The following is a 24,409-nucleotide window of genomic DNA, read 5'->3' on the forward strand; positions in this document are numbered from 1 at the left end:
CAACAGCAAGGACACCCAGACCTCGGGGTCAGTCGTAAGCAGGAGTCAGGCCGCCGGACGGCAAACCGGAGTCTCACAATCGAAGCAGTCGGCGACGCTGCCCATGCTGGCCAGCGCGCCGTGCCGGCGCAGCTCCCGCTCAAGCGCGTGGGAGCTGTACTCCCCGCCGCGGTCGCTGTGATGGATGACGCCGGGCACCGCACCGCCGCGGCGGTGCACCGCCATGGTCACCGCGTCGACGACCAGGTCGGTCTTGCGGTGGGAGGCCATCGACCAGCCGATCACCATCCGGCTGAACACGTCGGTGACGCAGGCCAAGTAGAGCCAGCCCTGCACCGTCGGCACGTAGGTCACGTCGGCCACCCACAGTTGGTTTGGGGCGCTGGCGATGAACTTGCGGTCCACCCGGTCCGGGGCCGCCTCGGCCCTCGGGTCGGCCCGGGTGATCCCGAACGGTCGCTTCCGTCGGTGGCAGCCGACGATGTCGGCGGCGCGCATCAGCCGGGCCACACGCTTGCGCCCGACCCGCACACCGGCCTCAGCGAGCTCGGCGTGGATCCGCGGCGAGCCGTAGACCTGCCGGTTCTCGTCGTAGGCGGTGCGGATCTGCTCGGTGAGCACCTCATCGGCGACCGCCCGCGCCGAGGGCGGGCGGGACCGCCAGGCGTAGAACCCCGAGCGGCTGACTTTCAGCAGCCGGCACAGCGCGGCGACGTCGTGGTGGGCCTTCTCCCGGTCGATGAAGGCAAACCGCGTCACCTCGTCGACTCCTCACGCGTTGAAGGCCGCCGCTTTTTCAAGATCTCCCGCTCGGTCTTGAGCTTGGCGTTCTCCCGACGCAGCCGGGTCAGCTCGGCCCGCTCCTCGGCCGTCAGCGGCAACAGGCCGCTGGAGTCGGGCTCGCCGCGCTCGGCGCGGTCGGCCTTGACCCAGTTGCCCAGCGTCGTGTCGTTGATCGACAGGTCACGCGCGACCTCCGCGACCGTCTTCCCGGTCGCGCGGACCAGCTCCACGGCCTGTTCCCGGAACTCGGGGGAGTACTTGCTCGGTCGGGCCATCAGGACCCCTTCCTCAGGCGAGATGCCCAAGCTCAGGGTGTCCACCGAAGCGGGTCAACTCCAGGTTCCAGGCCAGGGCCTCGTGCGGGCGGACGGTGTTGTACTCGACTCGGTAGTCCTCGGCGTGGGCGACCAGGTCCAGGGCGTCGGGGATCTCTTCGAGGAACAGCTTCTCGTACTTCAGCGAGCCGAACCCGCGTTCGCGTGAGCCGTTCTGACCTGGGGTCCTCACGCGGGTGCGCACGTGCCGGAGCTCGGGGTGGGTGGCGATGAACGCCTCGAACCGAAACGACCGGAACGGCCCGCCGTTGTCGGTCACGATCGTCACCAGCGGAATCACGTTGCCCTGCTCGTCGTGCTCGGCCAGGTCGACCAACGGCCACCCAGCCAGGCGGGCAGCCTCGGTGAGCCCCAGCTCAACCGCGGCGATCGCGTCGTGCTGGTTGGCCGTCGGAGCGATGTGCCAACCCAGCTCATACTTGCTCCAGTAGTCCCGGCAGCCGGCCAGCCGGCCAGCCGCCAGGTGCCGCCAGCGATGGTCTCGAACTCGGAGAAGTCCAGCTGCCAGACCTGATTCGGTCCGCTCGGCTCGGTGGCGAACGCGGCCTTGCGGCGGGCCGCGAGCTGACGGCGTTCGCGCTGGTAGCTGGCCTCCAGTAGCAGCCCTTCATCGCGCAGCAGGCGCAGCACGGTGGCCTGGGAGACCCGATGCCCGTCGTGGCGGCACATCGCCCACACCTTCCGACGCCCCCACGCGGGATGAGCCAGCGCATGCCGGCGGGCGGCGTCGCGGACCCGTTCGCGGGCCGGCCGAGGCCACGGGCCCCGCGTCGGCTGGGCGACCCGGGCGCGGGCCTGACGGCGGCGCCAGGTCCGTTCGGGCACGCCGATCAGCGCGCAGAACCTGGTGGTCGGCATGCCCGCCTCGACGCGGATCACCTCGAGGTCCGCGAAGGGCCCAGGCGACCCTCGGCGGACTTCTTCCACACCCGCAGCTCGACCGCGGCCTCACCGAGAGCCTGGGTCAGTTCGCTGACCTCGGCCTCCAGCTGCGCCTCCCGGGTCGAGGGCCCGGACTTGCCGGCGACCAGGCCAGTCTTGCCGGCCTCCAGGAACTGGCGCTTCCAGTTGCCGACCGACTGCTCGGACACCTTCGCCCGCCGCGCGACCTCGGCGACGGTGACCTCACCGGCCAGGATCGACAACACGATCCGGACCTTCTCCTCGGCCGGGAACACCGGCGGTCTCGCCATGAACGATCAGACTCCTTGCCAGGTCAGACCCGTAAGCAACGGGCCCTGCCAGGAAGTCTGACGCGCGACACGGGGACCCTCCGTTCGGACAACGAGGCCCACGAGCTGTGTAGGGACTCGATCACGGTGGCCGATCCTGGCAATTCGGCCGGTCGGCAGCCGCGTCACCACCGAGCTTTGTATCGCCGATGGTTGCGACCTGACTCAGGTAGAGAGTGAGGGGGTGCTCAGGTCCGAGCATCCGGCGACAGCGCTGCAGCGTGTCCTCACCCAATGCTCGAGCCGGCCCCGCCACGCCCAAGCCGGTGAGCGCACCGGCAAGCGCGCTCGCCGCCATCAGGGTGATCACGTGGTCCGGGCCGAACACCCGGCGGCAGCGCTGCAGCGTGTCCTGGCCCAGCGCGCGGGCCGGCTCCGCCTCGCCGAGCGAGGCCAAGGCAAGGGTTAAACCGGCGGCCGCCAATAAGGTGGTGGCGTGGTCCGGGCCGAACACCCGCCGGCAGCGCTGCAGCGTGTCTTGGCCCAGCGCGCGGGCGGCCTGTGCCTCGCTCAGCGAGGCCAGAGCACTAGTGAGACCGGCGGCCGCCAATAAGGTGGTGGCGTGGTCCGCGCCGGACACCCGGCGGCAGCGCTGCAGGGTGTCCTGGCCCAGGGCGCGAGCCCGCTCAGCCTCGCCCACCAGGACCAGAGCGAGGGTCACAGCGGTCGCCGCTAACAAGGTGGTGACGTGGTCCGGGCCGAGCACTCGGCGGCAGCGGTGCAGCGTGTCTTCGCCCAGGGTGCGACCCGGCTCGGCCTCGCCGACCGAGATCAGGGCGATGGTGACAGCGGTCGCCGTCCGTAGGGTGGTGTCGTGGTCCGGGCCGAGCACTCGGCGGCAGCGGTGCAGCGTGTCTTCGCCCAGGGTGCGACCCGGCTCGGCCTCGCCCAGCTGGACTAGGGCGAGGGTGAGCCTGTTGGCGGCGGCCAGGGTGTCGGGATGGTCGGGGCCGAGGATCGCTTGCCAGCGGTCCAGCAGCGGTGCGCAGACGGCTCGGCTGCCGGAGCTGTCGCCGTGAGCCTGCAGGTAGCGGATGGTGTCCAGGACCAGTCGCCGGCCAGCGGGCCAGTGATCTCCCAGCGGTGCGGTGGCCAGCACGTGCGGAGCTAGCTGGGCGTAGCCGGCCCAGCTGACTGACTCCTCCGGGTCGCCAGGGGATGCTTCGGACAGCAGCGCCAGTACCCGCTCGGCGGTGGCCTGCAGCCGGGCGTCGGGAAGCCGGTGGCGGACTACCGCCTGGACGAGACGGTGAACCTGAAAGCCGTCTGGAGTGCGGCGGGCCAGGGAGTAGCCGACGAGTGCTCCTACGCTGTCGGCGAGAGCATCGGGATCGGCGGCGACGGTGCGCAGTGGCTGGTCGAGGAGCTCGGGGTGGTCAGTGAGCAGACAGAGGGGGATGGGTTCGGGGGCGAGGAACGCGGCCGACTCCAGCAGCTGGACGGCGGCCGGCTCCTCGCAGCGCAGACGCTCCAGCGACAGCGCCCAGGCGGTGTCAATCCGCCCGGAGTAGCCCAACACCTCGCCGCGGGCCAGCAGGGTCGCCCGATGTTCGTGGAAGCGGCGCAGATAGTCGACGGGTGGCAGGTCGGTTTGTTCCAGGTAGCCGGCGGCCTGGGCGGCGGCCAGCGGCAAATCGCCAAGTTCGGCGGCGAGCTTGTCGGCCAGTTCCTCGTCCAGGGCCGGAATCCGCGCCCGGAGCATGGCGACGGTCTCTGCGCGGGTGAGCACGTCGACCTCCAGCCGGCCGCCGAGTGCCCCCCAGCCCGGGCTGCGGGAGGTGATCAGCACATGCCCGGTCTCGCCGGGCCGGTAGTCGGCGATGTCGGCCGGCCGCTCGGCGTTGTCGAAAACCAGCAGCCAGCGGTCCCGGCCGTGCAGCTCGGCGAGCAGCCGGTCGACAGTCTCGGCGATTGTGGGCCCAGGTGGCAGGCCGAGCCGGGTGGCCAGGGAGGCGAGTTGACCGGGGATGAGCACAGGCTGTTCGGCGTCGATCCACCACACCAGCCGATAGTCGGTACCGAAGCGGTGGGCGTACTCGATGGCCAGCTGGGTCTTGCCCACTCCGCCCAGCCCGTACAGCGCCTGCACCACCAGTGTGCCCTCGCCGACCCGCAGTCGCCGCCGCAGCTCAGTGAGCATCCCATCTCGGCCGGTGAACCGCGGATTCCGGGGTGGGACCTTCCACACCTCCGGCAGCGTCCCGGCGAACCCCGGCCGGTCCCCTGATCCCGGGCCCGCGCGGGGGAACGGTGGGGCGGTCGTCGGCCGCCCACCGATCAGCCTGGCCCGGAGTCGCGCTACGGCCTCGTCCTCGTCCAGGCCGGTCAGGTCTAGGTGGATCAGCGGCGCGTACAACGGCGGCAGGGTGACCGGTTCGACCAGCACCGGCACGATCCGCCCCTCCGCCGCCGCGGACGCGGCGAACGCCGCGCGCAGCTCAGCGCCTCCGAACGCCGAGGAGAAGTAAGCCTCGGTGCACACTGCCAGCAGCCGATCCGCCCGCTCCAGCGCCGCGGCCATGCGGACCACGAAGTCCTCACCCGGCGCCCAGTCCCACACGTCCAGCTCGACGCTGTACCCGGCCTGCTCAAGCTGCCAGCCGAGCCACTCCGCCCAGGCGGTGTCCCGGCCGGCGTGGCTGATGAAGAACTCGGTCCCGCGACCGCTCACGCACCAGTGCTACACCCATCACCCGGCGTACGCGAGATTCAGCGCTGCCGGTCCTCTGCACAAGTCGGTGTACGCAGAAGCGGTTCGGTGTCCCCGCCGCAGATTCCTGGACAACCGGGTGTCCCTAACGCCGCCTTCAGGGATACCCGCGACCTACGCGTCGAGCGCCTCGAGGACAGCGGCAGCACCTGTGGCAGAGACCTTGCGGCCGAAGTAGACGTCGGTGGTCATGGACGTGTTGGCGTGGCCGAGTTGGTCGGCGGCTGCCCGGGAGGACAGGCCGGCGTGGTCCATGAGGGTGGCGACGGTCTTGCGGAAGACGTGGGTGGTGATCCAGTCGTAGCCGGCGGCGGCGAAGGCGTCTCGCAGGTCGGCTTGGGTGTTGGAGGGGTCGCGCCAGCCACCCAGGGGCGCGGGGAATACCGGCCGGTTGCCATGGTCGGCACCGTCTTCTGATGCTGTCGTGTCTAGGCGATCCGTGCGGTCGTGCAGCATCGCGACGCACCAGCGGGGCAGGACAAGGGTGCGCTGTCCGGCGTCGGTCTTGGTGGTCTTGACCACGAGGCCGCGCCCGCGCACGCGGATGGCAGCGGTGCGGACCTCGATGGTGCCGGCGTTGAGGTCGACGGCGCCCCAGGCCAGACCGCAGGCCTCGCCGACGCGCAGCCCGGTGGCCATCAGGAAGGCCACGAGGTCGGGCAGGTCGCGGGCGATGGCCCGGTCGTCGTAGGTGAGCGCGGCGCGCAGTTGGCGCAGTTGCGGCACGGTGAGTGCGCGCGGCGCCTTGGCTCGGCCGGTCACCGGGCCCAGCGCGCGCACCGGGTTCTGGGTCAGGGCGTCGTGGCGGGCGGCGAGCGTGCACATGCCCGAGAGCACCGAGCGGCACATCCGGGCGGTGGCGAGGCCGTGTCGCTGGGCGATGTCGCGCAGGTGCCGATCCGGGGTGCCCACACTGAGCTCCCGGATCCGGAGTTGTGCGAGGCGGGGGAGGAGTTGGCGGTCGAGGCGGTCGCGGTAGGCCTGCAGGGTGATGGGGGAGAGGTTCGCGAGCCCGGCGTACCAGGTCTCGGCCAGCACCGACACGCGGCTGTCGGCGGTGAGCTCGCCGCGGGCCAGGGCGGGTGCCCGGTCGCGCAGGGCGAGTTTGAGGGCGCGTTCGGCGGCGGTCTTGGTCGCCGCGCGGCGTTCCAGGGCGCGGACGTGGCCGTCGTGGTCGCGGACCAGGACTCGAGCGCGGTAGCCGGTGGGTGTCTTGTAGTAGCGGATGGCGCCGGCGGTGCCCAGGGCCAGCGGTGGGCGTCCCATGGCGCCCCACCTTAGCCCCATTTTTCCCCCATGAATCAAGGGTGAGCAGGGGTGTGGATGGGTCTGCAACGGTGAGGTCGAACTAGCGAACTTGCTGGTCAACGGCCTGCACTGGCCTGGAAGGGGCAGTGGCGGTCAGGTGGGACCGTCCAATCGCAGGGTTATTGGTTCGAGTCCAATCGGGGGAGCAAATCAGGGCCCTGGCCAGCGGAGACGCCGGCCAGGGGCCCTTCCATTGCTCCTGTCAGAGGGGTCAGGCACTCTTCAGGCACTCTTTACTCGGTGCCGGATTTGTCCTGTGGGCCGTCCCCCGCTGCCGCTGGACACCAGCGGCAAGGTCCTGTTCGCCACGCTGCCCAACGGCCGGGTCAGGGCCCGGGTCAAGTTCCGCGACGTCGACGGGCGGCTCGGCTGGTGTCCAAGGTCGGCCCGTCGCGGGCAGCGGCCGAGCGGGCGCTGAAGGCCGAGCTGACCAGCCGCCAGGCCCCGGGCGGCGTAGGTGCGATCACCTCCGCGACGCGGATGGTCACCTTGGCCGATGCCTGGATGGAGGCCGACCACGGCTGGTCGACCGGCACACAGCGCACTTACCGATCGGTGGTCAACAGGCAGGTCAAGCCGGCCTTCGGTCAGCTCTGCATCCGCGAGGCGACGCCCGGTGTGGTCAGCCGGGCGCTGTCCGCCATCGCCAGGAGCAGTGGACCGGGTGCGGCCAAGACGGCGCGGGCGTGCCTCTCCGGGATGTTCGCGCCGGCGATCCAGGACGGCGCCGCCGCGGTCAACCCGGTCCGCGACTCCAGTGCCAAGATCAACACCGGCAAGCGGACGCCGCGCGCCCTGACCGTTGAAGGGACTCTCCGGCTCGTCGAGTCGTTCCGGAGCAGTGACCGCGCGGCTGAACTCGACCTGCCTGACCTCGTCGACTGGATGCTGGCCACCGGCTGCCGGATCGGCGAGGCGTTGGCCCTGCGGTACTGGACCAATGGCGACGGCAGACCGATCCTCGACCTGGATGCCCGGACCTGGGAGGTGAACGCCACCGTGGTCCGCGTTCCCGGCGCCGGGCTGGCGGTTCAGCCGCGGCCGAAGACGACGGCGGGATGGCGGGTGGTGGCGCTCCCTGACCTCGCCGTCCGGATGCTGGAGGACCGGCGGGGGAGAGGTGGTCGGCGGTCGGACGGGGAGTGGGAGCGGCACGAAACCTGGGGCGCTTCACCCTCGAGCAGGCTGGCCGCTGGACCTGGCTGGTGCTCGCCGCCTACCCAGCTGCGGTTGGCCCGCCCGATCCCCGCCGACACGCGGCTGCCCTGGGAACGCCGGCTACCGACCGCCCGGCTGACCCCGACCCGCATCCGCCGCGCTTTCCTCCGGCTGCTGCGGTCCTGGGCACCCCGGCCAGCCCACCAAACCCTGCGGCCGCTCACCCGGCAGACTCAAGGGCAGCCGACGAGGACCAGCACCCCGCCATCGCGCCGTCCACAAGATCGCCGCCTGAGTTGAAAGGCGAGCTGAGTGAGGATCCCTGCGCTCGTCGGTCTGGGCGCCGGGGCCGCGGTCACCTGCGCCATTGCCATCAGCATTGGCACCTTCGCCACCGGTGCCCTGGTCTGCGTGCCGGTCGCCACGTTCGGCTCGCCCTGGCGCAGCCGACCGCGCCGCAGGAGCCGCCCGTCGTCGCCGTCCTGGCGTTGCCGTGACCTAGGTCATACTCACGACCGAGCCGGCGACTCCTCCGCGCACGGAACCGAAGGTGCTGACATGACTCTTGATCCGCCCGGTGACCACGACTGCCTGGGCGCCGGTGGTCCCTACCGTGGTGCGCGTTGACCGATCCGCTCCCAGGGTCTGCTCCGGACCGCGGTGACGAGGCGGTCGTGCCGGTCTTCTTCCTGTCCGACAGCACCGGGATCAGCGCCGAGACGATGGGCAACGCCCTGCTCATCCAGTTCCCCGACGTGCGGTTCGAGCGCACGCTGATCCCCTTCATCTCCACGGTCGAGCAGGCCCGCGAGGTGGTGGCGCAGCTCGATGCGGTGATGGCCGGCCCGGTGGCCCCGCTGGTGTTCACCACCGCAGCGGTGGACGAGGTGCGGGAAGAGCTGTTGAAGACCAAGGCGCCGATCATCGACTTCTTCGGCATCCACATGAGCCGGGTGGAGGAGCAGCTGGGGGCCCGCGGGCTGCGTGAGGCCCGGCGGCTGCACGGTGTGGGCGACGTCCGGCGCTACAACGCCCGGATGGCGGCGATCGAGTTCGCCATCGAGCACGACGACGGTCTGGGCTCCCGCGGGCTGGACCGGGCCGACGTGGTCCTGTTGGCGCCGTCACGGTGCGGCAAGACCCCGACGGCGATGTACCTGGCCCTGCAGCACGGCCTGTTCGTCGCCAACTACCCCCTGGTCGACGAGGACCTGGAGACCACCGACCTGCCCCGCCCGGTCAAGGACCTGGCCGACCGCTGCTTCGGATTGACCACCACCGTGACCCGGCTCAGCCGGGTCCGGCAGGAGCGCCGCCCGGACTCCCGGTACGCCTCGGAGGAGCAGTGCCGCTTCGAGCTGCGGCGGGCGACGGCCATGTACGACAGGCACCACCTGCCCACGGTGGACACCTCGACGGCCTCCGTCGAGGAGATCGCCACCGTGGTGATCCAGACCCTGGCCCGGCAACGGCGTGGCAACGGTGAGCGCCCGCAGCCCGGCCGCGAACGCCCGCGAGGAAGGACCACCTGACCATGAGCACCGACACCGCACCCGAGGCCCCGTCCGGCGACACGGTCGGGAGCCCGGGAGACGCCGGCGACAACGTCCGGTGGTTCGCCGAGCTGGGGCTCGGTGACCTGGAGGTGGTCGGCGGCAAGAACGCCTCACTGGGCGAGATGATCTCGAACCTGGCCGACGCGGGGGTGAGCGTGCCGGACGGCTTCGCCACGACGGCGGCGGCCTACCAGCGCTTCCTTGGCGACACCGGCCTGGCGCAGCGGATCGCCGAGCAGCTGCGCGCGCTGGACACCGACGACGTGCGTGCGCTGTCGACGGCCGGGCGGGAGATCCGCCGGGCGGTCGTGGAGCAGCCGTTCCCGCCGGGCCTGGAGGCCGACATCCGGGCGGCGTACGAGCGGCTGGCCGGGGACGACGGGGAGGCGTCCTTCGCGGTGCGCTCCAGCGCCACCGCCGAGGACCTGCCCGACGCCTCCTTCGCCGGGCAGCAGGAGACGTTCCTCAACGTGCGGGGCATCGAGGCGGTGCTGCAGGCGATCCGCGAGGTCTACGCCTCCCTCTACAACGACCGGGCGATCGCCTACCGGGTGCACCACGGGTTCGAGCACGAGGCGGTGTCGCTGTCGGCGGGTGTGCAGCGGATGGTGCGCTCGGACGTCGGCGCGTCGGGGGTGCTGTTCACCATGGACACCGAGTCCGGGTTCCGGGACGCCGTGTTCGTCACCTCGGCCTACGGCCTGGGCGAGGGCGTCGTGCAGGGGGCGGTCAACCCCGACGAGTTCTACGTCTACAAGCCGGCCCTGCACGCCGGGCGCCCGGCGATCCTCAAGCGGGGCGTGGGGGAGAAGGCCACCAAGATGGTCTACACCGACTCCGCCGAGGTCGGCCGGACGACGGCATTCGTCGACGTCGACCCCGCTGACCGCCGGCGGCTGTCCCTCACCGACGACGAGGTCACCGAGCTGGCCCGCCAGGCGGTGAGGATCGAGGAGCACTACGGCCGGCCGATGGACATCGAGTGGGGCAAGGACGGGCTGACCGGGCAGATCTTCATCCTGCAGGCCCGCCCGGAGACCGTGCAGTCCCGCTCCGGCAACACCACCGAGCGCTACCGGCTCACCGGCACCGGGGACGTCCTGGTCGAGGGGCGCGCCATCGGGCAGAAGATCGGCGCGGGCGCCGTCCGCGTGCTCACCGACATCGAGGAGATGGACCAGTTCACGGCCGGCGACGTGCTCGTCGCGGACATGACCGATCCCGACTGGGAGCCGATCATGAAGCGGGCCTCCGCGATCGTGACCAACCGCGGCGGGCGGACCTGCCACGCCGCGATCATCGCCCGCGAGCTCGGCATCCCCGCCGTCGTCGGCACCGGGACGGCCACCCGGGCGCTGTCCGACGGCGACCCGGTCACCGTCTCCTGCGCCGAGGGCGACACCGGACTCGTCTACGCCGGCGAGGTGGGCTTCGAGGTCGAGGAGACCCGGCTGGACGCCATGCCGGACATCCCCACCAAGATCATGATGAATGTGGGGACCCCGGAACAGGCCTTCGCCTTCTCCCGGCTGCCCCACGCCGGCGTCGGTCTGGCCCGGCTGGAGTTCGTCATCAACCGGCAGATCGGCATCCACCCGCGGGCGCTGCTGGACCTGGACGAGCTCGACGCCGAGCTCAAGGCCCGGATCGAGGAGCGGATCGTCGCCTACCCCTCGGCGCGGGACTTCTTCGTGCAGCGGGTCGCCGAGGGCGTCTCGATGATCGCCGCTGCGTTCGCGCCTGAGCCGGTGATCGTGCGGATGAGCGACTTCAAGTCCAACGAGTACGCCAACCTCCTCGGCGGAGAGCTCTACGAGCCGCACGAGGAGAACCCGATGATCGGCTACCGCGGGGCCTCCCGGTACCTGTCGGCCGACTTCGCCGACTGCTTCGCGATGGAGTGCGAAGCGCTGCGCCACGTCCGCGACGACATGGGCCTGACCAACGTCAAGATCATGATCCCGTTCGTGCGGACCGTGACGGAGATCGAGGGCGTGGTCCGCCTGCTGGGCGAGCACGGTCTGCGCCGCGGGGAGAACGACCTGTCCGTGGTGATGATGTGCGAGCTGCCCTCCAACGCGCTGCTGGCCGGGGACTTCCTCCAGCACGTCGACGGGTTCTCCATCGGCTCCAACGACATGACGCAGCTGACACTGGGGCTGGACCGCGACTCGGCCCTGGTCGCGGGCGGCTTCGACGAGCGTGACCCGGCGGTGCTCGCCCTGCTGGAGATGGCGATCCGGGCCTGCCTGGAACGCGGTAAGTACGTCGGCATCTGCGGCCAGGGCCCCAGCGACCACCCCGACCTCGCCGAGTGGCTCGTCGAGCAGGGCATCGAGTCGATGTCGCTGAACCCCGACACCGTCGTCGACACCTGGCTGCACCTGGCCCGCACCACCCGCACGGCCTGACACGGTCCGCCGACAGGCTCGTCGTCCTGGGACTGACCGGTGCGATCGGCAGGCTGGGCTCCGCGCTGCTGGTCTCGGGTGCCGTCGCCGTCGCTGCGGCGGTCGCCGTCCGGCTGGTCCGGCCGGCGACCGCCGCGGACTCCGCCCTCGCTGTGCGCTGACCGGCGGACGCCCAGCGCCTCGGCTGGGCTCGACCCGGACGGCGATGCATTCCCACGCCCGCATGCCAGGGTCGACCCGGCCATGGGCGTGACCACCTGGCGTCGGGCGCGCGAAGCGGTTGCGCGGGACCGCCGCATGCCTGCGACGCCGTCACCCGCAGCAATCGCGAGATGCGACTCGCACCGGCTGCGTGCGCCCGGCCCGCGCTGCACCCGCCACCCACCTGCCGCACAGCCGGTGGGGCCGGGCCCGGCTCGACTGGTCCTGGGCGTTCGTCCTCACTCCGCTCGAGACGGGCAGCGCACCGGTGTCCACGTCCGCTCCTGCTGGGCAGCGCCGGCCCGCCGGTCGTCGACGTGGGGAAGGGGACGGACCCGCCGGGTCGGTCCAGCTCTCTCAGGACGCCGGACCGACCCGGGTCCCCGTCACCGGCTGATCCGGCGTCACGCGGGGACCGGCCTGCCGTCAGAGGCGGTCGGCGGGCGGCTCACCCGTGGGACACGTGCCCAGCAGGGCGCCGGCGAGGAGGTGTCCCCGGTGCTGCTCCGCTGCCTCGAGCAGCTGCCGTTCGTCCCCGGCGAGGTAGGCCTCCAGCATGAGGCGGTGCTCCGCCTGCAGGGTCTCCTGCCCCGTCTCGTCGAGTCTGTTCGCGGCCCGGTAGGTCTCGGTGGCGTTCCACAGGCCGTCGAGCAGACGGAGGAGGCGCGGCATGCGGCAGGAGGCGAGGACGACGGCGTGGAAGCGCCGGCCGTTGTCGCTGAACGCGTTGACCTGTCCCCGGGCGAGCGCGTCCTCGGCCGCCGCGCAGGCCTCGTGGGCCGCCGCACGGTCGGCGTCCGTGGCGTTCGCCAGCGCCCGCCGCAGGGCCTCGTCCTCGAGCAGCGCGCGCAGGTAGTAGATCTCCTCGAGTTCCTCGGCGGTGAGGCTGGGGACGGCGAAACCCACGTGGGGACGGTGCGTCACCAGCCCTTCTCCCTCGAGGATCATGAGGGCCTCGCGGACCGGGATCCGGCTGACTCCCAGGGCCCCGGCGACCGCATCGACCCGGATCACGCTGCCCGGGGGCAACTCCCCGTCGTTGATCTGGCGCCGCACCTCCCGGAGGACCGCCTCCTGCATGGTCTGCGGTCGGATGGTGGTCACTCCCTGACACCTCGCTCTGCCGGCGTACGTGGCAGGAAGTGTGCCTCCCCGGCCCGTCATCGTTGCCCGGGACCCGCCTGGTGGGCGCGCCAGCCACCGCCGTCGGAGATGTCGACGAGCCCCTCTCCCCAGGCGTGCACCTCGGGACGCTGCACGACGGCCAGGCCGGCCGACCCGTCGGCGAGCTCGATCACGGCGAGTTCCAGCTCGGGGGCCTCCACGGGCACGAACTCGTCGCGGATGGCCGCCAGAGGCAGCGCGTACAGCTCGCCGGGGACGGAGACCCCGCCCTCGGCGACCGGCCACAGGGCCGGGAAGCCCTCCGCGCAGGCGTGGAAGCAGTACCGCGGAGCGGTCCTCACCTCACCGAGGAACGGGTACTCCGCGATGCCGGGGTGTACCCGGCCACCGCGCATGCCCTCACCGTCGAGGAAGAGGGGGACGGGAAGGCCCCTCCCGGACCGAGCTGGTGCCGTCACGCGATCGCTCCTCGTCGTCGTTGTCGTCGTCGGTTCCCCAGTCGGCGACGACCCGCTCGGCCAGCCGCTGCAGGAGGGGGCCGGCCTCGTGCATGCAGCGGGTGGGGTCGGGTTCGATGTCGGTCAGCGCGTACACGGCGCGGATCCCGGTGGGCGCCAGGTCGGCGGGGGTCAGCAACGAGCGGCCGGCGACGGCGACGACCGGCACATCTGCCGCGCGGGCAGCCGCAGCGACGCCGGCAGGTGCCTTGCCGTGCAGGGTCTGCTCGTCCAGCGAGCCCTCGCCGGTGACGACGAGGTCCGCAGCGGGGACCGCGGCGCGGAAGCCGACGAGGTCGAGGACGAGGTCGATCCCCGGCCGCAGCGTCGCGCCGAGGACCGCCAGCGCCGCGAACCCCACGCCGCCGGCCGCGCCGGCACCCGGCCGGTCGGCCGCGTCGACGCCCGTCGCGGCGTGCACCGCCCGCGCCCAGCGGGCCAGCGCGGCGTCCAGCTCGGCGACGTCCTCGGGTGAGGCACCCTTCTGCGGACCGTAGACGGCGGCCGCGCCGCGCGGGCCCAGCAGCGGGTTGTCGACGTCGGAGGCGACGACCACCTCCGCCTCCCGCAGCGCCGGGTGGAGACCCGAGAGCTCCAGCGACGCGATGCCGGACAGGGCTGCACCACCCGTCCCGACGTCGCGGCCCTCGACGTCCCGCAGGCGTGCGCCCAGCGCCTGCACGAGTCCGGCTCCGCCGTCGGTGGAGGCACTGCCCCCGATGCCGAGCACGATCCGGCGGCACCCCGCGTCGAGCGCGGCGCGGATGACCTCGCCGGTGCCGGAGCTCGACGCGGTGCGGGCCGCCGGCCGACCACCGGGCAGCCGGCGCAGCCCCGACACGTCGGCCATCTCGACGACGGCGGTCCCGTTCCGCTCGGCGTAGGCGGTCGCCACCGGTTCCCCGGTCGGCCCCTGCGCGGACACCGGCACCCGCCGGTAGCCGGCGGAGACCGCGGCGTCGAGCGTCCCGTCGCCCCCGTCGGCCACCGGCACCTGGACGACCTCGGTCCCCGGGGCGGCCCGGGTCAGCCCGAGCGCCAGGTGGGCGGCGACCTCCGGCGCGGACAGGGAGCCCTTGAACTTGTCCGGCGCCACCACGACGCGCATGCACCCTCCTCGAGCTGGTGACGGACTGGAACGGCCCGGTGAGGTGCCGGAACGGCCACCCTCCAGGGGCCCGCGCCGAGCGTGCGAGGCGTGGGGGAGGAGGGTGGTCCTTCTTCAGTCGAGGAGCTGGGCGGAGGCGAGGTCGAGCGCGGAGACGGCGGTGGGCGCGTGCTCGCCCTCGCTGGCCAGCTCCTCGAACTCCACGACGTTGTCGAGCTCGGTGCCCATCGAGATGTTGGTGACGCGCTCGAGGATGACCTCCACGACCACGGGCACGCGGTGCTCGATCAGCAGCTTCTTGGCCTCCTCCAGGGCGGGGCCGATCTGGTCGGGCTCCTGCACCCGCAGCGCCTTGCAGCCCAGCCCCTCGGCGACCTTGACGTGGTCCACGCCGTAGCTGCCGAGCTCGGGGGAGTTGACGTTGTCGAAGGCCAGCTGTACGGCGAAGTCCATGTCGAAGGCGCGCTGCGCCTGCCGGATCAGCCCCAGGTAGGAGTTGTTCACCAGCACCTGGATGTAGGGCAGGTGGAACTGCGCCCCGACCGCCAGCTCCTCGATGAGGAACTGGAGGTCGTAGTCGCCGGACAGCGCCACCACCGTGGCGTCCGGGTCGGCGACGCAGACGCCGAGGGCCGCGGGCACGGTCCAGCCCAGGGGGCCGGCCTGGCCGGCGTTGATCCAGTGCCGGGGCCGGTAGACGTGCAGGAACTGGCCGCCGGCGATCTGGGAGAGGCCGATGGTGCTGACGTAGCGGGTGTCCCTCCCGAACGCCTTGTTCATCTCCTCGTACACCCGCTGCGGCTTGATCGGGACGTCGTCGAAGTGGGTGCGGCGCAGCAGGGTCCGCTTGCGCCGGGCGCACTCCTCGACCCAGCCGCTGCGGTCGGGCAGCTGCCCAGCCGTGCGCCGCTCCCGGGCGACCTCGACGAAGAGCCGCAGCGCCGCTGCGGCGTCGGAGACGATCCCGAGGTCGGGCGTGAACACCCGCCCGATCTGCGTCGGCTCGATGTCGACGTGCACGAACGTGCGCCCGCGGGTGTAGGTGTCCAGCCCGCCGGTGTGCCGGTTGGCCCACCGGTTGCCGATGCCGAGCACCAGGTCCGAGGCCAGCAGGTTCTCGTTGCCGTAGCGCTGCGACGTCTGCAGCCCGGCCATGCCGGCCTGCAGGCGGTGGTCGTCGGGGATCGCGCCCCAGCCCATCAGCGTCGGCACGACCGGGACGTCGACCAGCTCGGCGAACTCCACCAGCAGGTCGGCGGCGTCGGCGTTGATGACGCCCCCGCCGGCGACGACCAGCGGCCGCTCGGCGGTGGCGAGCAGGTCCAGCGCCTTCTCGATCTGGCCGCGGGTGGCCTGCGGCTTGTAGACCGGCAGCGGCTCGTAGGCGTCGACGTCGAACTCGATCTCGGCCATCTGCACGTCGAAGGGCAGGTCGATCAGCACCGGGCCGGGCCGGCCGGAGCGCATGAGGTGGAAGGCCTGCTGGAAGGCGCGCGGCACCTGCGCCGGCTCCAGCACGGTCGTCGCCATCTTGGTCACCGGCGCGGCGATCGCGGCGATGTCGACGGCCTGGAAGTCCTCCTTGTGCAGTCGCGCGGTCGGCGCCTGGCCGGTGATGCACAGGATCGGGATGGAGTCGCCCGAGGCCGAGTACAGCCCGGTGATCATGTCGGTGCCGGCCGGCCCGGACGTGCCGATGCAGACGCCGATGTTGCCGGCCTCGGCCCGGGTGTAGCCCTCGGCCATGTGCGAGGCCCCCTCGACGTGCCGGGCGAGCACGTGGGAGATGGTGCCGTTCTCGCGGAGCGCGGCGTAGAGCGGGTTGATCGCGGCTCCGGGCACACCGAAGGCGTGCGTGACGCCCTCCCGCTGGAGGATCTGGACGGCGGCCGCGATGGCCCTCGTGCGAGGCATGCGTCTCCTGTCTCCGGACCCGGGTGCGGGTCCGTGATCGGTGGGGGTGGGGCTGGTCAGGAACGGCCGGAGAGCTGCTCGACGAGCTTGAGCAGCGCCGAGTGGTCGAGGGCGCCGTCGCCCTGGGCCTCGAGGCTGGCGACGAGCTGGGCGACGACCGCTCCGAGCGGGATGACGACCCCGGCCTCGCGGGCGGCGGAGGTCACGATGCCCAGGTCCTTGTGGTGCAGCTCGATGCGGAACCCGGGCGTGAAGTCGCGGCGGAGCATCGCCGCCGCCTTGCGGTCGAGGATCGCGTTGCCGGCCAGACCCCCGGCGAGGACCCGCACCGCGGCCTCGGTGTCGACGCCGTGGGCCTCGAGGAAGACGATGGCCTCCGCGACGAGCTCGATGGTGCCGGCGACGATGAGCTGGTTGGCCGCCTTGACCGTCTGGCCGGAGCCGGCCGGCCCGACGTGCACGATCGTCCTGCCGACCGCCTCGAGGACGGGCCGGCTGTCGGCGAAGTCCTCCGGGCTGCCGCCGACCATGATCGAGAGGGTCCCGTCGATCGCGCCCTGCTCGCCGCCGCTCACCGGGGCGTCGAGGACGCGGACCCCGCGCTCGCGGCCCGCCTCGGCGACCCGCTTCGCGACGTCCGGGCGGATCGAGCTCATGTCGACGTGCAGGGTCCCCGGCTCGACCAGGCCGTAGAAGCCGTCCTCGCCGGTGGTGACCGCCTCGACGTCCGGCGAGTCGGGGACCATGGTGACGACGACGTCGGCGTCCCGCACCGCCTCCGCGAGGCTGCCGGCTGCGCGCCCGCCCCGCTCGACGAGCCGCTGGACGGGCTCGGGGCTGCGGTTGTGGCCGATGACGTCGAAGCCGGCCGTGACCAGGTTGGCGGCCATCGGGCCGCCCATGATGCCGAGGCCGATGAAGGCGACCGTCGTCATGCGAGTTCCTCCGTGTCGGGGCGGTGGGGGTTCAGGCGGTGGCGCGGTGCAGCCAGCCGAAGCTGTCGGCCGAGGCGCCGCTGGGCACGTACTCCAGCCCGACCCAGCCGTCGTAACCGGCGTCCACGAGCCGGCCGAGGTGCCGGTCGAGGTCGAGCTCGCCGGTGCCGGGCTCGTGCCGGCCGGGCGCGTCGGCGATCTGCACGTGCGCGACCCGCGAGCCGTACGTGGCGACCACCCGGTCGAGGTCCTCGCCGTTGACCGCCAGGTGGTACAGGTCGCAGAGGAAGCCCAGGCTGGTCACCCCGGTCTGCTCGGCGACGCGGTCGACCACCCCGACGGCGTCCGCGGCGGTGCGCAGCGGGTACCGGGGGGCGCCGCTGACCGGTTCGACCAGCACCGTTCCCCCGATGCGGCTCGCGGCCCGGCCGGCGAGGGCCAGGTTCTCCACCGCGAGCGCGTCCTGCTCCCCGGGCCGGGCGTCGTCGACCCGGTTGCCGTAGAGGGCGTTGAAGGCGCGGCAGCCGAGCTGCTCGCCGATCCCGACGGTGACGTCGACGTTGTCCCGGAACTCCTGCGAGCGGGCAGGCCAGGAGACCAGCCCCCGGTCACCCGCCGGCATGTCCCCGGCCGAGAAGTTCAGTCCGACCAGCTGCACCCCGGCGTCCCGGACGGCCCGGACGAAGGTGTCGACGTCGGCGTCGGAGGGCACGGCGACCGGGAAGGGCCACCAGAACTCGACCCCGTCGAATCCGGCGTCCTTCGCCGCGGCCGGGCGTTCCAGCAGCGGCAGCTCGGTGAACAGAATGGAGCAGTTGACCTCGTACTGAAGGCTGCGAATGACCATCACGTCTTCCGGGAGAGTGGATCCGGCGTGCTGGAAATGGTCGAACCTGCCGCGCCGGAGAGTTGTGCGAGCCGGGTGGTCGTCGATGGAACGACGTCCGGATCAAGGTGCTCCGGACCGTATGCACTGGTGAGCGGCGCGGTCAAGCGATCCGCCGGCACGAACTCCCTGTGGGCGCAGATATATGGAATACGCGCCCGGGGCCTCGATGTCCGCTTTCCCGGGACGGGAGTATTTCGTATATCGCCCGTAGGCTATTGACCGGGTCGCAGCGCTCCTCCTAGCGTCCTCCGACATCAGCCGTCCGCTCCGAGGCCGGGCAGGGCACCCGGTCGGGATGTGTGCGCACACCTGCCTCCCCGGCAGGTCGTCCGCCGGTTCGGACGGCCTCATCGCCCTCTGTCCGCACCACCAGGAGGTCTCGTGACCCGCTACGACACGGTCCTGCGTGCTCGGCGCCTCGTGGCGTCGGGACGCGAGCAGGCCGGGTGCGTCGGGGTCCTCGACGGGCGCATCGCCGCGGTCGAGCCGCTGCAGTCGGATCTGCAGGGGGAGCGGGTCGTCGAGCTCGGCGACGACGTCGTGCTGCTCCCCGGTCTCGTCGACGCCCACGTACACGTCAACGAGCCCGGTCGCACCGAGTGGGAGGGGTTCGCGTCGGCGACGCGGGCGGCTGCCGCCGGAGGTGTCACCACGATCCTGGACATGCCGCTCAACAGCATCCCGCCGACGGTGGACGTGGCCGCGCTGGAGGTGAAGCGCAAGAGCGCTCTCGGCCAGATCTCGGTCGACGTCGGCTTCTGGGGCGGCGCCGTCCCCGGGAACCTGGGAGAGCTGACCGGGCTGCACGCCGCGGGCGTCTTCGGCGTCAAGTGCTTCCTGGTGCACTCGGGCGTCGAGGAGTTCCCCCCGCTGCGCCCCGACGACCTCGAGGACTACCTGCGGGTGCTGCGGACCGTCGACGGGCTGCTCATCGTGCACGCCGAGGACGGCGACGCGATCGAGCAGGCCCCCAGCGTGCACAGCGACGACTACCGCGACTTCCTGTCCTCCCGGCCGCGGGTGGCGGAGGACCGGGCCATCGGCCGGGTCATCGACGCCGCCCGGGCCACGGGAGCGCGGGCGCACGTCCTGCACCTGTCCAGCAGCGACGCCCTGCCGCTGATCGCCGCGGCGCGCCGCGACGGCGTGCGGATCACCACCGAGACCTGCCCGCACTACCTGACGTTCGCGGCCGAGGAGATCCCCGCGGGGGCGACGCAGTTCAAGTGCTGCCCGCCCATCCGCGAGGCGGCCAACCGCGAGCAGCTGTGGCAGGGACTCGCCGACAGCACGATCGACTGCATCGTCTCCGACCACTCGCCGTGCACCCCGGAGCTCAAGCGGCTCGACCTGGGCGACTTCGCGCAGGCGTGGGGCGGCATCTCCTCCCTGCAGCTCGGCCTCTCCGACGTGTGGACCGAGGCCCGGCGGCGCGGCTTCTCCCTCCCCGACGTCGTGCGCTGGATGGCCGAGCGGCCGGCGCAGCTCGTCGGGCTGCAGCGCAAGGGCCGCATCGAGCCCGGCCACGACGCCGACTTCTGCGTGTTCGCGCCGGACGACGGGTTCGTCGTCGACCCCGCCACGCTCTTCCACCGCAACCCGATCACCCCGTACGCGGGCCGGCACCTCGACGGGGTCGTCCGCAGCACCTGGCTGCGCGGCCTCGAGGTCGGCGGCGCAGGGCCGGCCGACGACCGCCCGCGGGGGGACCTGCTGACCCGAGGAGAGGCATGACAGCGAGCAGCCCCGTACAGCAACAGTCCGGCGTCGCGACGGCGGACCCCGGAGCCGACGCGGTGCCGGCGCAGGAGGACGTCACCCGCCTGCCCGACCTGGCCTCGCGCAGCCTGGGCGGCAGCGTCGTCCACGCCAACGACGAGCTGTTCGCCGAGCGGGAGAACCTGATCAAGCCGGAGGCGCCCTCCTACTCGACGTACACCTTCGGGCACAAGGGCCAGGTCTACGACGGCTGGGAGACCCGCCGGCGCCGCGAGCCCGGCCACGACTTCGCCGTCGTCCGGCTGGGTGTGCCGGGGATCGTGCGGGGGGTCGTCGTCGACACCGCCTTCTTCAGGGGCAACTACCCGCCCGCCGTGTCGGTCGAGGGCGCCGCGGTCGAGGGCCACCCCTCCCCGGCGGAGCTGCTGGACGCGGAGTGGGTCCCCCTGGTGCCCCGCTCACCGGCCGCCGGCGACACGCGGAACGTCTTCGCGGTCGACCAGTCGCAGCGCTTCACCCACGTCCGCCTGTGCATGTACCCCGACGGCGGGGTGGCCCGGCTGCGGGTGCACGGCGAGGTGGTCCCCGACCCCCGGTTCCTGACCGACGGAGCCGTCGACCTGGCCGCCCTCGCCAACGGGGGCGTGGTCAGCGGCTGCAGCAACATGTTCTTCTCCTCGCCGACGAACCTCATCTCGCCCGGACTGGCGCGGCTGATGGGGGAGGGGTGGGAGACCGCCCGCCGCCGTGACGACGGCAACGACTGGGTGGAGTTCTCCCTCGCCGGGCCGGGCGTGGTGCGCCTGGCCGAGCTGGACACCAGCTGGTTCCTCGGCAACGCCCCCGGCTGGGCGTCCCTGCGCGGCACCCGCCGCCGTGGGGGTGCGGCGGCCGGCTCCGAGGAGTGGACCGAGCTGCTGCCCCGGACCCGGCTGCAGCCCGACACCCGCCACCTGTTCCGCCTGCCCGACCTCGGCGAGGTCGACACCGTCCGGCTCGACGTCTTCCCCGACGGCGGGATGGCCCGGGTGCGGCTGCACGGCGCCCTCAGCGACCAGGGGCGGGCCGAGCTGGGACTGCGCTGGTTCAACAGCCTGCCGGCCGGCCAGGCCCGGCAGGTGCTGGACCGGGAGTGCGGCCTGGACGGCGCGGCGGCCGACGACGTCCTCGCCGGCCGGCCGGTGCAGGACCCGAGCGCGCTGCCCGGCGCCGTCCGCTCCCTGCTGGCGGGCGGTGCCCGGTGAGCGGGTCGGTGGACGGGCTGCGGGCCGGCCTCGAGACGCTGGACGCGCTGCCCGCCGACCGGGCCGAGGAGCAGCTGGCCGCCTGCTGCGCGGCCCGCGCCTGGGTCACCCGCATGGTGGCCGGCCGGCCCTTCGCCGACGTCGACGAGCTCCTCACCGCGAGCGACCGCGCGATCGAGGCCCTCGGACCCGACGACCTGGCCGAGGCGCTGGCCGCGCACCCCCGCATCGGACAGCGGGTGGCCGGCTCGTCCCCCGAGGCCGCCTGGTCCCGGCAGGAGCAGTCCGGGATGGCCGACGCCGACGCCGAGGTCCGCGCCGCGCTGCGCGAGGGCAACCTCGCCTACGAGGAGCGCTTCGACCAGGTCTTCCTGATCCGCGCGGCCGGCCGCTCACCCGCGGAGATGCTGGCCGAGCTGCGCCGCCGGCTGGGCAACGACCCCGAGGCCGAGCGGCGCGAGGTCGCCGAGCAGCTGCGGCAGATCACCCGCCTGCGGCTGGAGAGGTCGCTGCGGTCGTGAGCTCCCTGTCCACGCACGTCCTCGACGCCGTCTCCGGGGAGCCCGCCGCAGGCCTGCGCGTGACCCTGGAACGCCGGTCGGGGGAGGACTGGCAGCTGCTCGGCGCCGGAGTCACCGACGCCGACGGCCGGCTGCGCGACCTGGCCCCCGACGGGCTCGGCGCCGGTGTGCACCGCCTGACCTTCGCCACGGGCGACTGGTTCGCGGCGACCGGCCGGACCGGCTTCTACCCCGAGGTGACGGTGGCCTTCACCGCCACCGAGGACCGGCACCACCACGTCCCCCTGTTGCTCAGCCCGTACGCCTACTCCACCTACCGAGGTTCTTAGAACAGGAGTGATCCCCATGGCAGTCGTGCTCGGCCACAACCAGTACGGCAAGGCGGAGAACCGGGTCGTCCGGGTCTTCCGCGACAGCGACCCCCACGAGATCGTCGACTACAACGTCAGCGTCGCGCTCTGGGGCGGCCAGGAGGCGCCGCACCTGACCGGCGACAACGCGCCGGTGCTGCCGACGGACACGCAGAAGAACACCGTCTACGCCTTCGCGAAGGAGGACGACGTCGTCGCGCAGCCGGAGTCGTTCGGCGTCCGGCTGGCCCGCCACTTCGTCGACGAGACCGGGCCGATCACCCACGCGCGGGTCCGCATCGAGATGTACCCGTGGACCCGGCTGGGCCACCCGCACGCCTTCACCCGCGACGGCCGCTTCGTCCGCACGGCGACGGTGACCTACGACGGCTCGACCACCTGGGTGGTCTCCGGGGTCGAGGACCTGTGGATCCTCAAGACCACCGACTCGGAGTTCGCGGACTTCCTCGAGGACCGGTTCACGACGCTGGCGCCCACGCACGACCGCCTGATGGCGACCTCGCTGCGCGCGCAGTGGTGGCACACCAGCGAGGACGTCGACTGGGGCAAGTCCCACGACCGGGTCGTGCAGACGGTGCTGGAGACCTACGGCAACCACCACAGCCTGGCGCACCAGCAGACCCTCTTCGACTGCGGCGCGGCCGTGCTGGAGGAGCAGCCGGAGATCGCCGAGATCCGTGTCACCGCCCCGAACAAGCACCACTTCGTCTACGACCTGGCCCGCTTCGGGATCGAGAACGCCGGCGAGGTCTTCCACGCCGACGACCGGCCCTACGGGCTCCAGGAGCTCACCGTCCGCCGTGACGACGCCCCCGCCCCCGGCCTGGCCTTCGACCCCGGCCAGGGCTGGTGACCGGGCCCGACCGGCCGACCCGAGGAGGAGGACCGATGGCCCTGAGGAACAGGAAGCGGAGCGCGGCTGCGGCCGGGACGGGCGGGCACCCGGTGGACGAGGTGCTGCCGCCGGGACCGATGGTGGCCTACGGCCTGCAGCACGTGCTGAGCATGTACGCGGGGGTGGTCGCGGTGCCGATCATCATCGGCACCGCGCTCGCGCTCTCCACCCAGCAGACCACCTACCTGATCAGCGCCGGCCTGTTCGTGTCCGGCCTGGCCACGCTCCTGCAGACGCTCGGCGTCTGGCGGATCGGCGCCCGTCTCCCGATCGTGCAGGGGACGTCGTTCGCGGCCGTCTCCACCATGCTGGCCATCGGCGCACCACTCGGCGGCGAGGCGGGGCTGCGTGCCATCTTCGGGGCGCTCATCGTCGCCGGCGCCGTCGCGCTGCTGATCGCGCCGTTCTTCACCAGGCTGCTGCGGTTCTTCCCCCCGGTCGTGACCGGCACCGTCATCACGGTCATCGGGGTGTCGCTGCTGCCGGTGGCGATGCGGTGGGCGCTCGGGACGGCGAACACCCCCGGGTACGGCTCGATGCGCAACATCGGCCTGGCCGGGGCGACCCTGCTGATCATCGTGCTGATCTACCGCTTCCTGGGCGGCTTCTTCAACCGCGTGGCCATCCTCTTCGGGCTCGTGCTGGGGACGCTGGTGGCCATCCCGTTCGGCGCCACGGACTTCGGCCGCCTCGGGGACGCCGCCATCTTCCAGCTGACCGAGCCGTTCCACTTCGGCCTGCCGACCTTCGCCGTCGGGGCGATCGTCTCGATGCTCGTCGTGATGCTGGTGATCATGACGGAGACGACGGCCGACATCCTGGCCATCGGTGAGGTCGTCGACAAGCCGCTCAGCCGCCGCGACGTCACCGGCGGGCTGCAGGCCGACATGCTCTCCACCACCGTCGCCGGCGTCTTCAACGGCTTCTCGGTCAGCGCGTTCGCGCAGAACGTCGGCCTGGTCGCCGTCACCGGGATCAAGAGCCGCTTCGTCGTCGCGGTCAGCGGCGTCATCCTCTTCCTGCTCGGCCTCTTCCCGGTCCTCGGGGCCGTCGTGGCAGTCGTGCCGCTGCCCGTCCTCGGGGGCGCGGGGCTGGTGCTGTTCGGCACGGTCGCCGCCAGCGGCATCCGCACGCTGAGCAAGGTGGAGTACGACGGCAACGCCAACCTGGTCATCGTCGCGGCCGCCCTGGCGATGGGCGTCATCCCGATCGCCGTCCCCGACTTCTACGAGCCCTTCCCGAGCTGGTTCCAGGTCGTCTTCGACTCGGGCATCAGCGCCGCCGCGATCACCGCCATCCTGCTCAACCTGCTGTTCAACGTGCGGCGCGGTCAGCCCGGGGAGGGGCCGATCTTCGCCGAGGCGCCGGCGATCGGCAGCACCTACGAGGGGGACAGCGAGGGGATCGTCGTCGAGCACACCGACACCGCCTCCCCGACCCCCACCAGGCCGACGCGCCGGGTCCCCGGCAGCTCCCACTGACACCCAGGAGGACCGC

At 72.4% G+C, this 24,409-nt stretch carries 22 protein-coding genes; 9 read left to right on the forward strand and 13 right to left on the reverse strand.

Annotated elements, in window-relative coordinates:
- Window positions 1-45: 45 nt before the first annotated feature.
- From ACU616_RS16720 to ACU616_RS16750, 7 genes are all read right to left on the reverse strand, one after another.
- Entirely contained in the window at window positions 46-759 is a 714-nt protein-coding gene (locus ACU616_RS16720) for an IS3 family transposase (protein WP_446759554.1), read from the reverse strand.
- Window positions 756-1,058 (reverse strand): transposase, encoded by a 303-nt coding sequence (locus ACU616_RS16725; RefSeq protein ID WP_446759555.1) that lies wholly within the window; start codon window positions 1,056-1,058, stop codon window positions 756-758. Before ACU616_RS16725 ends, ACU616_RS16720 begins: the two co-directional genes overlap by 4 nt.
- Window positions 1,059-1,071: 13 nt before the next feature.
- Window positions 1,072-1,434 (reverse strand): integrase core domain-containing protein, encoded by a 363-nt coding sequence (locus tag ACU616_RS16730; RefSeq protein ID WP_446759556.1) that lies wholly within the window; start codon window positions 1,432-1,434, stop codon window positions 1,072-1,074.
- Window positions 1,395-1,997 (reverse strand): IS3 family transposase, encoded by a 603-nt coding sequence (locus ACU616_RS16735; RefSeq protein ID WP_446759557.1) that lies wholly within the window; start codon window positions 1,995-1,997, stop codon window positions 1,395-1,397. The genes ACU616_RS16730 and ACU616_RS16735 overlap by 40 nt, the downstream gene beginning before the upstream one ends.
- Window positions 1,994-2,311 (reverse strand): transposase, encoded by a 318-nt coding sequence (locus ACU616_RS16740; protein WP_446759558.1) that lies wholly within the window; start codon window positions 2,309-2,311, stop codon window positions 1,994-1,996. The genes ACU616_RS16735 and ACU616_RS16740 overlap by 4 nt, the downstream gene beginning before the upstream one ends.
- A 121-nt stretch (window positions 2,312-2,432) precedes the next feature.
- Window positions 2,433-5,021 carry an FxSxx-COOH system tetratricopeptide repeat protein gene (fxsT, locus tag ACU616_RS16745; RefSeq protein ID WP_446759559.1) on the reverse strand — a complete coding sequence of 863 codons (2,589 nt, stop codon included), beginning with the start codon at window positions 5,019-5,021 and terminating at the stop codon, window positions 2,433-2,435.
- Between the two features lie 153 nt (window positions 5,022-5,174).
- The gene (locus tag ACU616_RS16750; RefSeq protein WP_446759560.1) at window positions 5,175-6,326 is read right to left on the reverse strand and encodes a site-specific integrase; all 1,152 of its coding nucleotides are present in this window, start codon (window positions 6,324-6,326) and stop codon (window positions 5,175-5,177) included.
- Between the two features lie 414 nt (window positions 6,327-6,740).
- Between ACU616_RS16750 and ACU616_RS16755 the strand changes: the two genes are divergently transcribed.
- From ACU616_RS16755 to ppsA, 3 genes are all read left to right on the forward strand, one after another.
- Window positions 6,741-7,826: a phage integrase central domain-containing protein gene (locus tag ACU616_RS16755; protein ID WP_446759561.1), complete on the forward strand. Its 1,086-nt coding sequence runs from the start codon at window positions 6,741-6,743 to the stop codon at window positions 7,824-7,826.
- 374 nt (window positions 7,827-8,200) lie between these two features.
- Window positions 8,201-9,058 carry a pyruvate, water dikinase regulatory protein gene (locus ACU616_RS16760; protein WP_446759562.1) on the forward strand — a complete coding sequence of 286 codons (858 nt, stop codon included), beginning with the start codon at window positions 8,201-8,203 and terminating at the stop codon, window positions 9,056-9,058.
- A gap of 2 nt (window positions 9,059-9,060) precedes the next feature.
- Window positions 9,061-11,493 carry a phosphoenolpyruvate synthase gene (gene ppsA, locus ACU616_RS16765; protein WP_446759563.1) on the forward strand — a complete coding sequence of 811 codons (2,433 nt, stop codon included), beginning with the start codon at window positions 9,061-9,063 and terminating at the stop codon, window positions 11,491-11,493.
- A 627-nt stretch (window positions 11,494-12,120) separates the two neighbouring features.
- On the opposite strand, the gene ACU616_RS16770 is transcribed toward ppsA, so the two are convergent.
- The 6 genes from ACU616_RS16770 to ACU616_RS16795 all read right to left on the reverse strand — a co-directional run bounded on the left by ACU616_RS16770 (window position 12,121) and on the right by ACU616_RS16795 (window position 18,120).
- Window positions 12,121-12,798: a GntR family transcriptional regulator gene (locus ACU616_RS16770; RefSeq protein ID WP_446759564.1), complete on the reverse strand. Its 678-nt coding sequence runs from the start codon at window positions 12,796-12,798 to the stop codon at window positions 12,121-12,123.
- Between the two features lie 56 nt (window positions 12,799-12,854).
- Window positions 12,855-13,214 (reverse strand): allophanate hydrolase-related protein, encoded by a 360-nt coding sequence (locus ACU616_RS16775; RefSeq protein ID WP_446759565.1) that lies wholly within the window; start codon window positions 13,212-13,214, stop codon window positions 12,855-12,857.
- A 4-nt stretch (window positions 13,215-13,218) separates the two neighbouring features.
- Window positions 13,219-14,424 carry a glycerate kinase gene (locus ACU616_RS16780; protein WP_446759566.1) on the reverse strand — a complete coding sequence of 402 codons (1,206 nt, stop codon included), beginning with the start codon at window positions 14,422-14,424 and terminating at the stop codon, window positions 13,219-13,221.
- A gap of 114 nt (window positions 14,425-14,538) precedes the next feature.
- Window positions 14,539-16,338, reverse strand: a complete 1,800-nt coding sequence (gcl, locus tag ACU616_RS16785) for a glyoxylate carboligase (protein WP_446759567.1) — start codon at window positions 16,336-16,338, stop codon at window positions 14,539-14,541.
- Window positions 16,339-16,394: 56 nt separating this feature from the next.
- Window positions 16,395-17,273 (reverse strand): 2-hydroxy-3-oxopropionate reductase, encoded by an 879-nt coding sequence (locus ACU616_RS16790; RefSeq protein ID WP_446759568.1) that lies wholly within the window; start codon window positions 17,271-17,273, stop codon window positions 16,395-16,397.
- Window positions 17,274-17,304: 31 nt separating this feature from the next.
- The gene (locus ACU616_RS16795; protein WP_446759569.1) at window positions 17,305-18,120 is read right to left on the reverse strand and encodes a hydroxypyruvate isomerase family protein; all 816 of its coding nucleotides are present in this window, start codon (window positions 18,118-18,120) and stop codon (window positions 17,305-17,307) included.
- Window positions 18,121-18,543: 423 nt separating this feature from the next.
- Between ACU616_RS16795 and allB the strand changes: the two genes are divergently transcribed.
- Genes allB through ACU616_RS16825 form a run of 6 tightly spaced genes read left to right on the forward strand, consistent with a single transcriptional unit; the run spans window position 18,544 to window position 24,393 of the window.
- Entirely contained in the window at window positions 18,544-19,896 is a 1,353-nt protein-coding gene (gene allB / locus ACU616_RS16800; RefSeq protein ID WP_446759570.1) for an allantoinase AllB, read from the forward strand.
- Window positions 19,893-21,125: an allantoicase gene (gene alc, locus ACU616_RS16805; RefSeq protein ID WP_446759571.1), complete on the forward strand. Its 1,233-nt coding sequence runs from the start codon at window positions 19,893-19,895 to the stop codon at window positions 21,123-21,125. Before allB ends, alc begins: the two co-directional genes overlap by 4 nt.
- The gene (gene uraD / locus ACU616_RS16810; protein WP_446759572.1) at window positions 21,122-21,646 is read left to right on the forward strand and encodes a 2-oxo-4-hydroxy-4-carboxy-5-ureidoimidazoline decarboxylase; all 525 of its coding nucleotides are present in this window, start codon (window positions 21,122-21,124) and stop codon (window positions 21,644-21,646) included. The genes alc and uraD overlap by 4 nt, the downstream gene beginning before the upstream one ends.
- Window positions 21,643-21,975, forward strand: a complete 333-nt coding sequence (uraH, locus tag ACU616_RS16815; RefSeq protein ID WP_446759573.1) for a hydroxyisourate hydrolase — start codon at window positions 21,643-21,645, stop codon at window positions 21,973-21,975. Before uraD ends, uraH begins: the two co-directional genes overlap by 4 nt.
- Before the next feature lie 16 nt (window positions 21,976-21,991).
- Window positions 21,992-22,870 (forward strand): factor-independent urate hydroxylase, encoded by an 879-nt coding sequence (pucL, locus tag ACU616_RS16820; protein WP_446759574.1) that lies wholly within the window; start codon window positions 21,992-21,994, stop codon window positions 22,868-22,870.
- A gap of 35 nt (window positions 22,871-22,905) precedes the next feature.
- Window positions 22,906-24,393, forward strand: coding sequence for a nucleobase:cation symporter-2 family protein (locus ACU616_RS16825; RefSeq protein WP_446759575.1), 1,488 nt, complete (start codon window positions 22,906-22,908; stop codon window positions 24,391-24,393).
- Window positions 24,394-24,409: the final 16 nt, after the last annotated feature.

The sequence above is a fragment of the Geodermatophilus sp. URMC 62 genome (assembly GCF_052931475.1).

Coding starts and splice junctions, on each gene's coding strand:
- gcl (WP_446759567.1), bottom strand. CDS start 16,338: ATGCCTCGCACGAGGGCCATCGCGGCCGCCGTCCAGATCCTCCAGCGG.
- ppsA (WP_446759563.1), top strand. CDS start 9,061: ATGAGCACCGACACCGCACCCGAGGCCCCGTCCGGCGACACGGTCGGG.
- ACU616_RS16725 (WP_446759555.1), bottom strand. CDS start 1,058: ATGGCCCGACCGAGCAAGTACTCCCCCGAGTTCCGGGAACAGGCCGTG.
- ACU616_RS16775 (WP_446759565.1), bottom strand. CDS start 13,214: ATGCGCGGTGGCCGGGTACACCCCGGCATCGCGGAGTACCCGTTCCTC.
- alc (WP_446759571.1), top strand. CDS start 19,893: ATGACAGCGAGCAGCCCCGTACAGCAACAGTCCGGCGTCGCGACGGCG.
- ACU616_RS16795 (WP_446759569.1), bottom strand. CDS start 18,120: ATGGTCATTCGCAGCCTTCAGTACGAGGTCAACTGCTCCATTCTGTTC.
- ACU616_RS16790 (WP_446759568.1), bottom strand. CDS start 17,273: ATGACGACGGTCGCCTTCATCGGCCTCGGCATCATGGGCGGCCCGATG.
- ACU616_RS16740 (WP_446759558.1), bottom strand. CDS start 2,311: ATGGCGAGACCGCCGGTGTTCCCGGCCGAGGAGAAGGTCCGGATCGTG.
- pucL (WP_446759574.1), top strand. CDS start 21,992: ATGGCAGTCGTGCTCGGCCACAACCAGTACGGCAAGGCGGAGAACCGG.
- ACU616_RS16825 (WP_446759575.1), top strand. CDS start 22,906: ATGGCCCTGAGGAACAGGAAGCGGAGCGCGGCTGCGGCCGGGACGGGC.
- ACU616_RS16750 (WP_446759560.1), bottom strand. CDS start 6,326: ATGGGACGCCCACCGCTGGCCCTGGGCACCGCCGGCGCCATCCGCTAC.
- ACU616_RS16780 (WP_446759566.1), bottom strand. CDS start 14,424: ATGCGCGTCGTGGTGGCGCCGGACAAGTTCAAGGGCTCCCTGTCCGCG.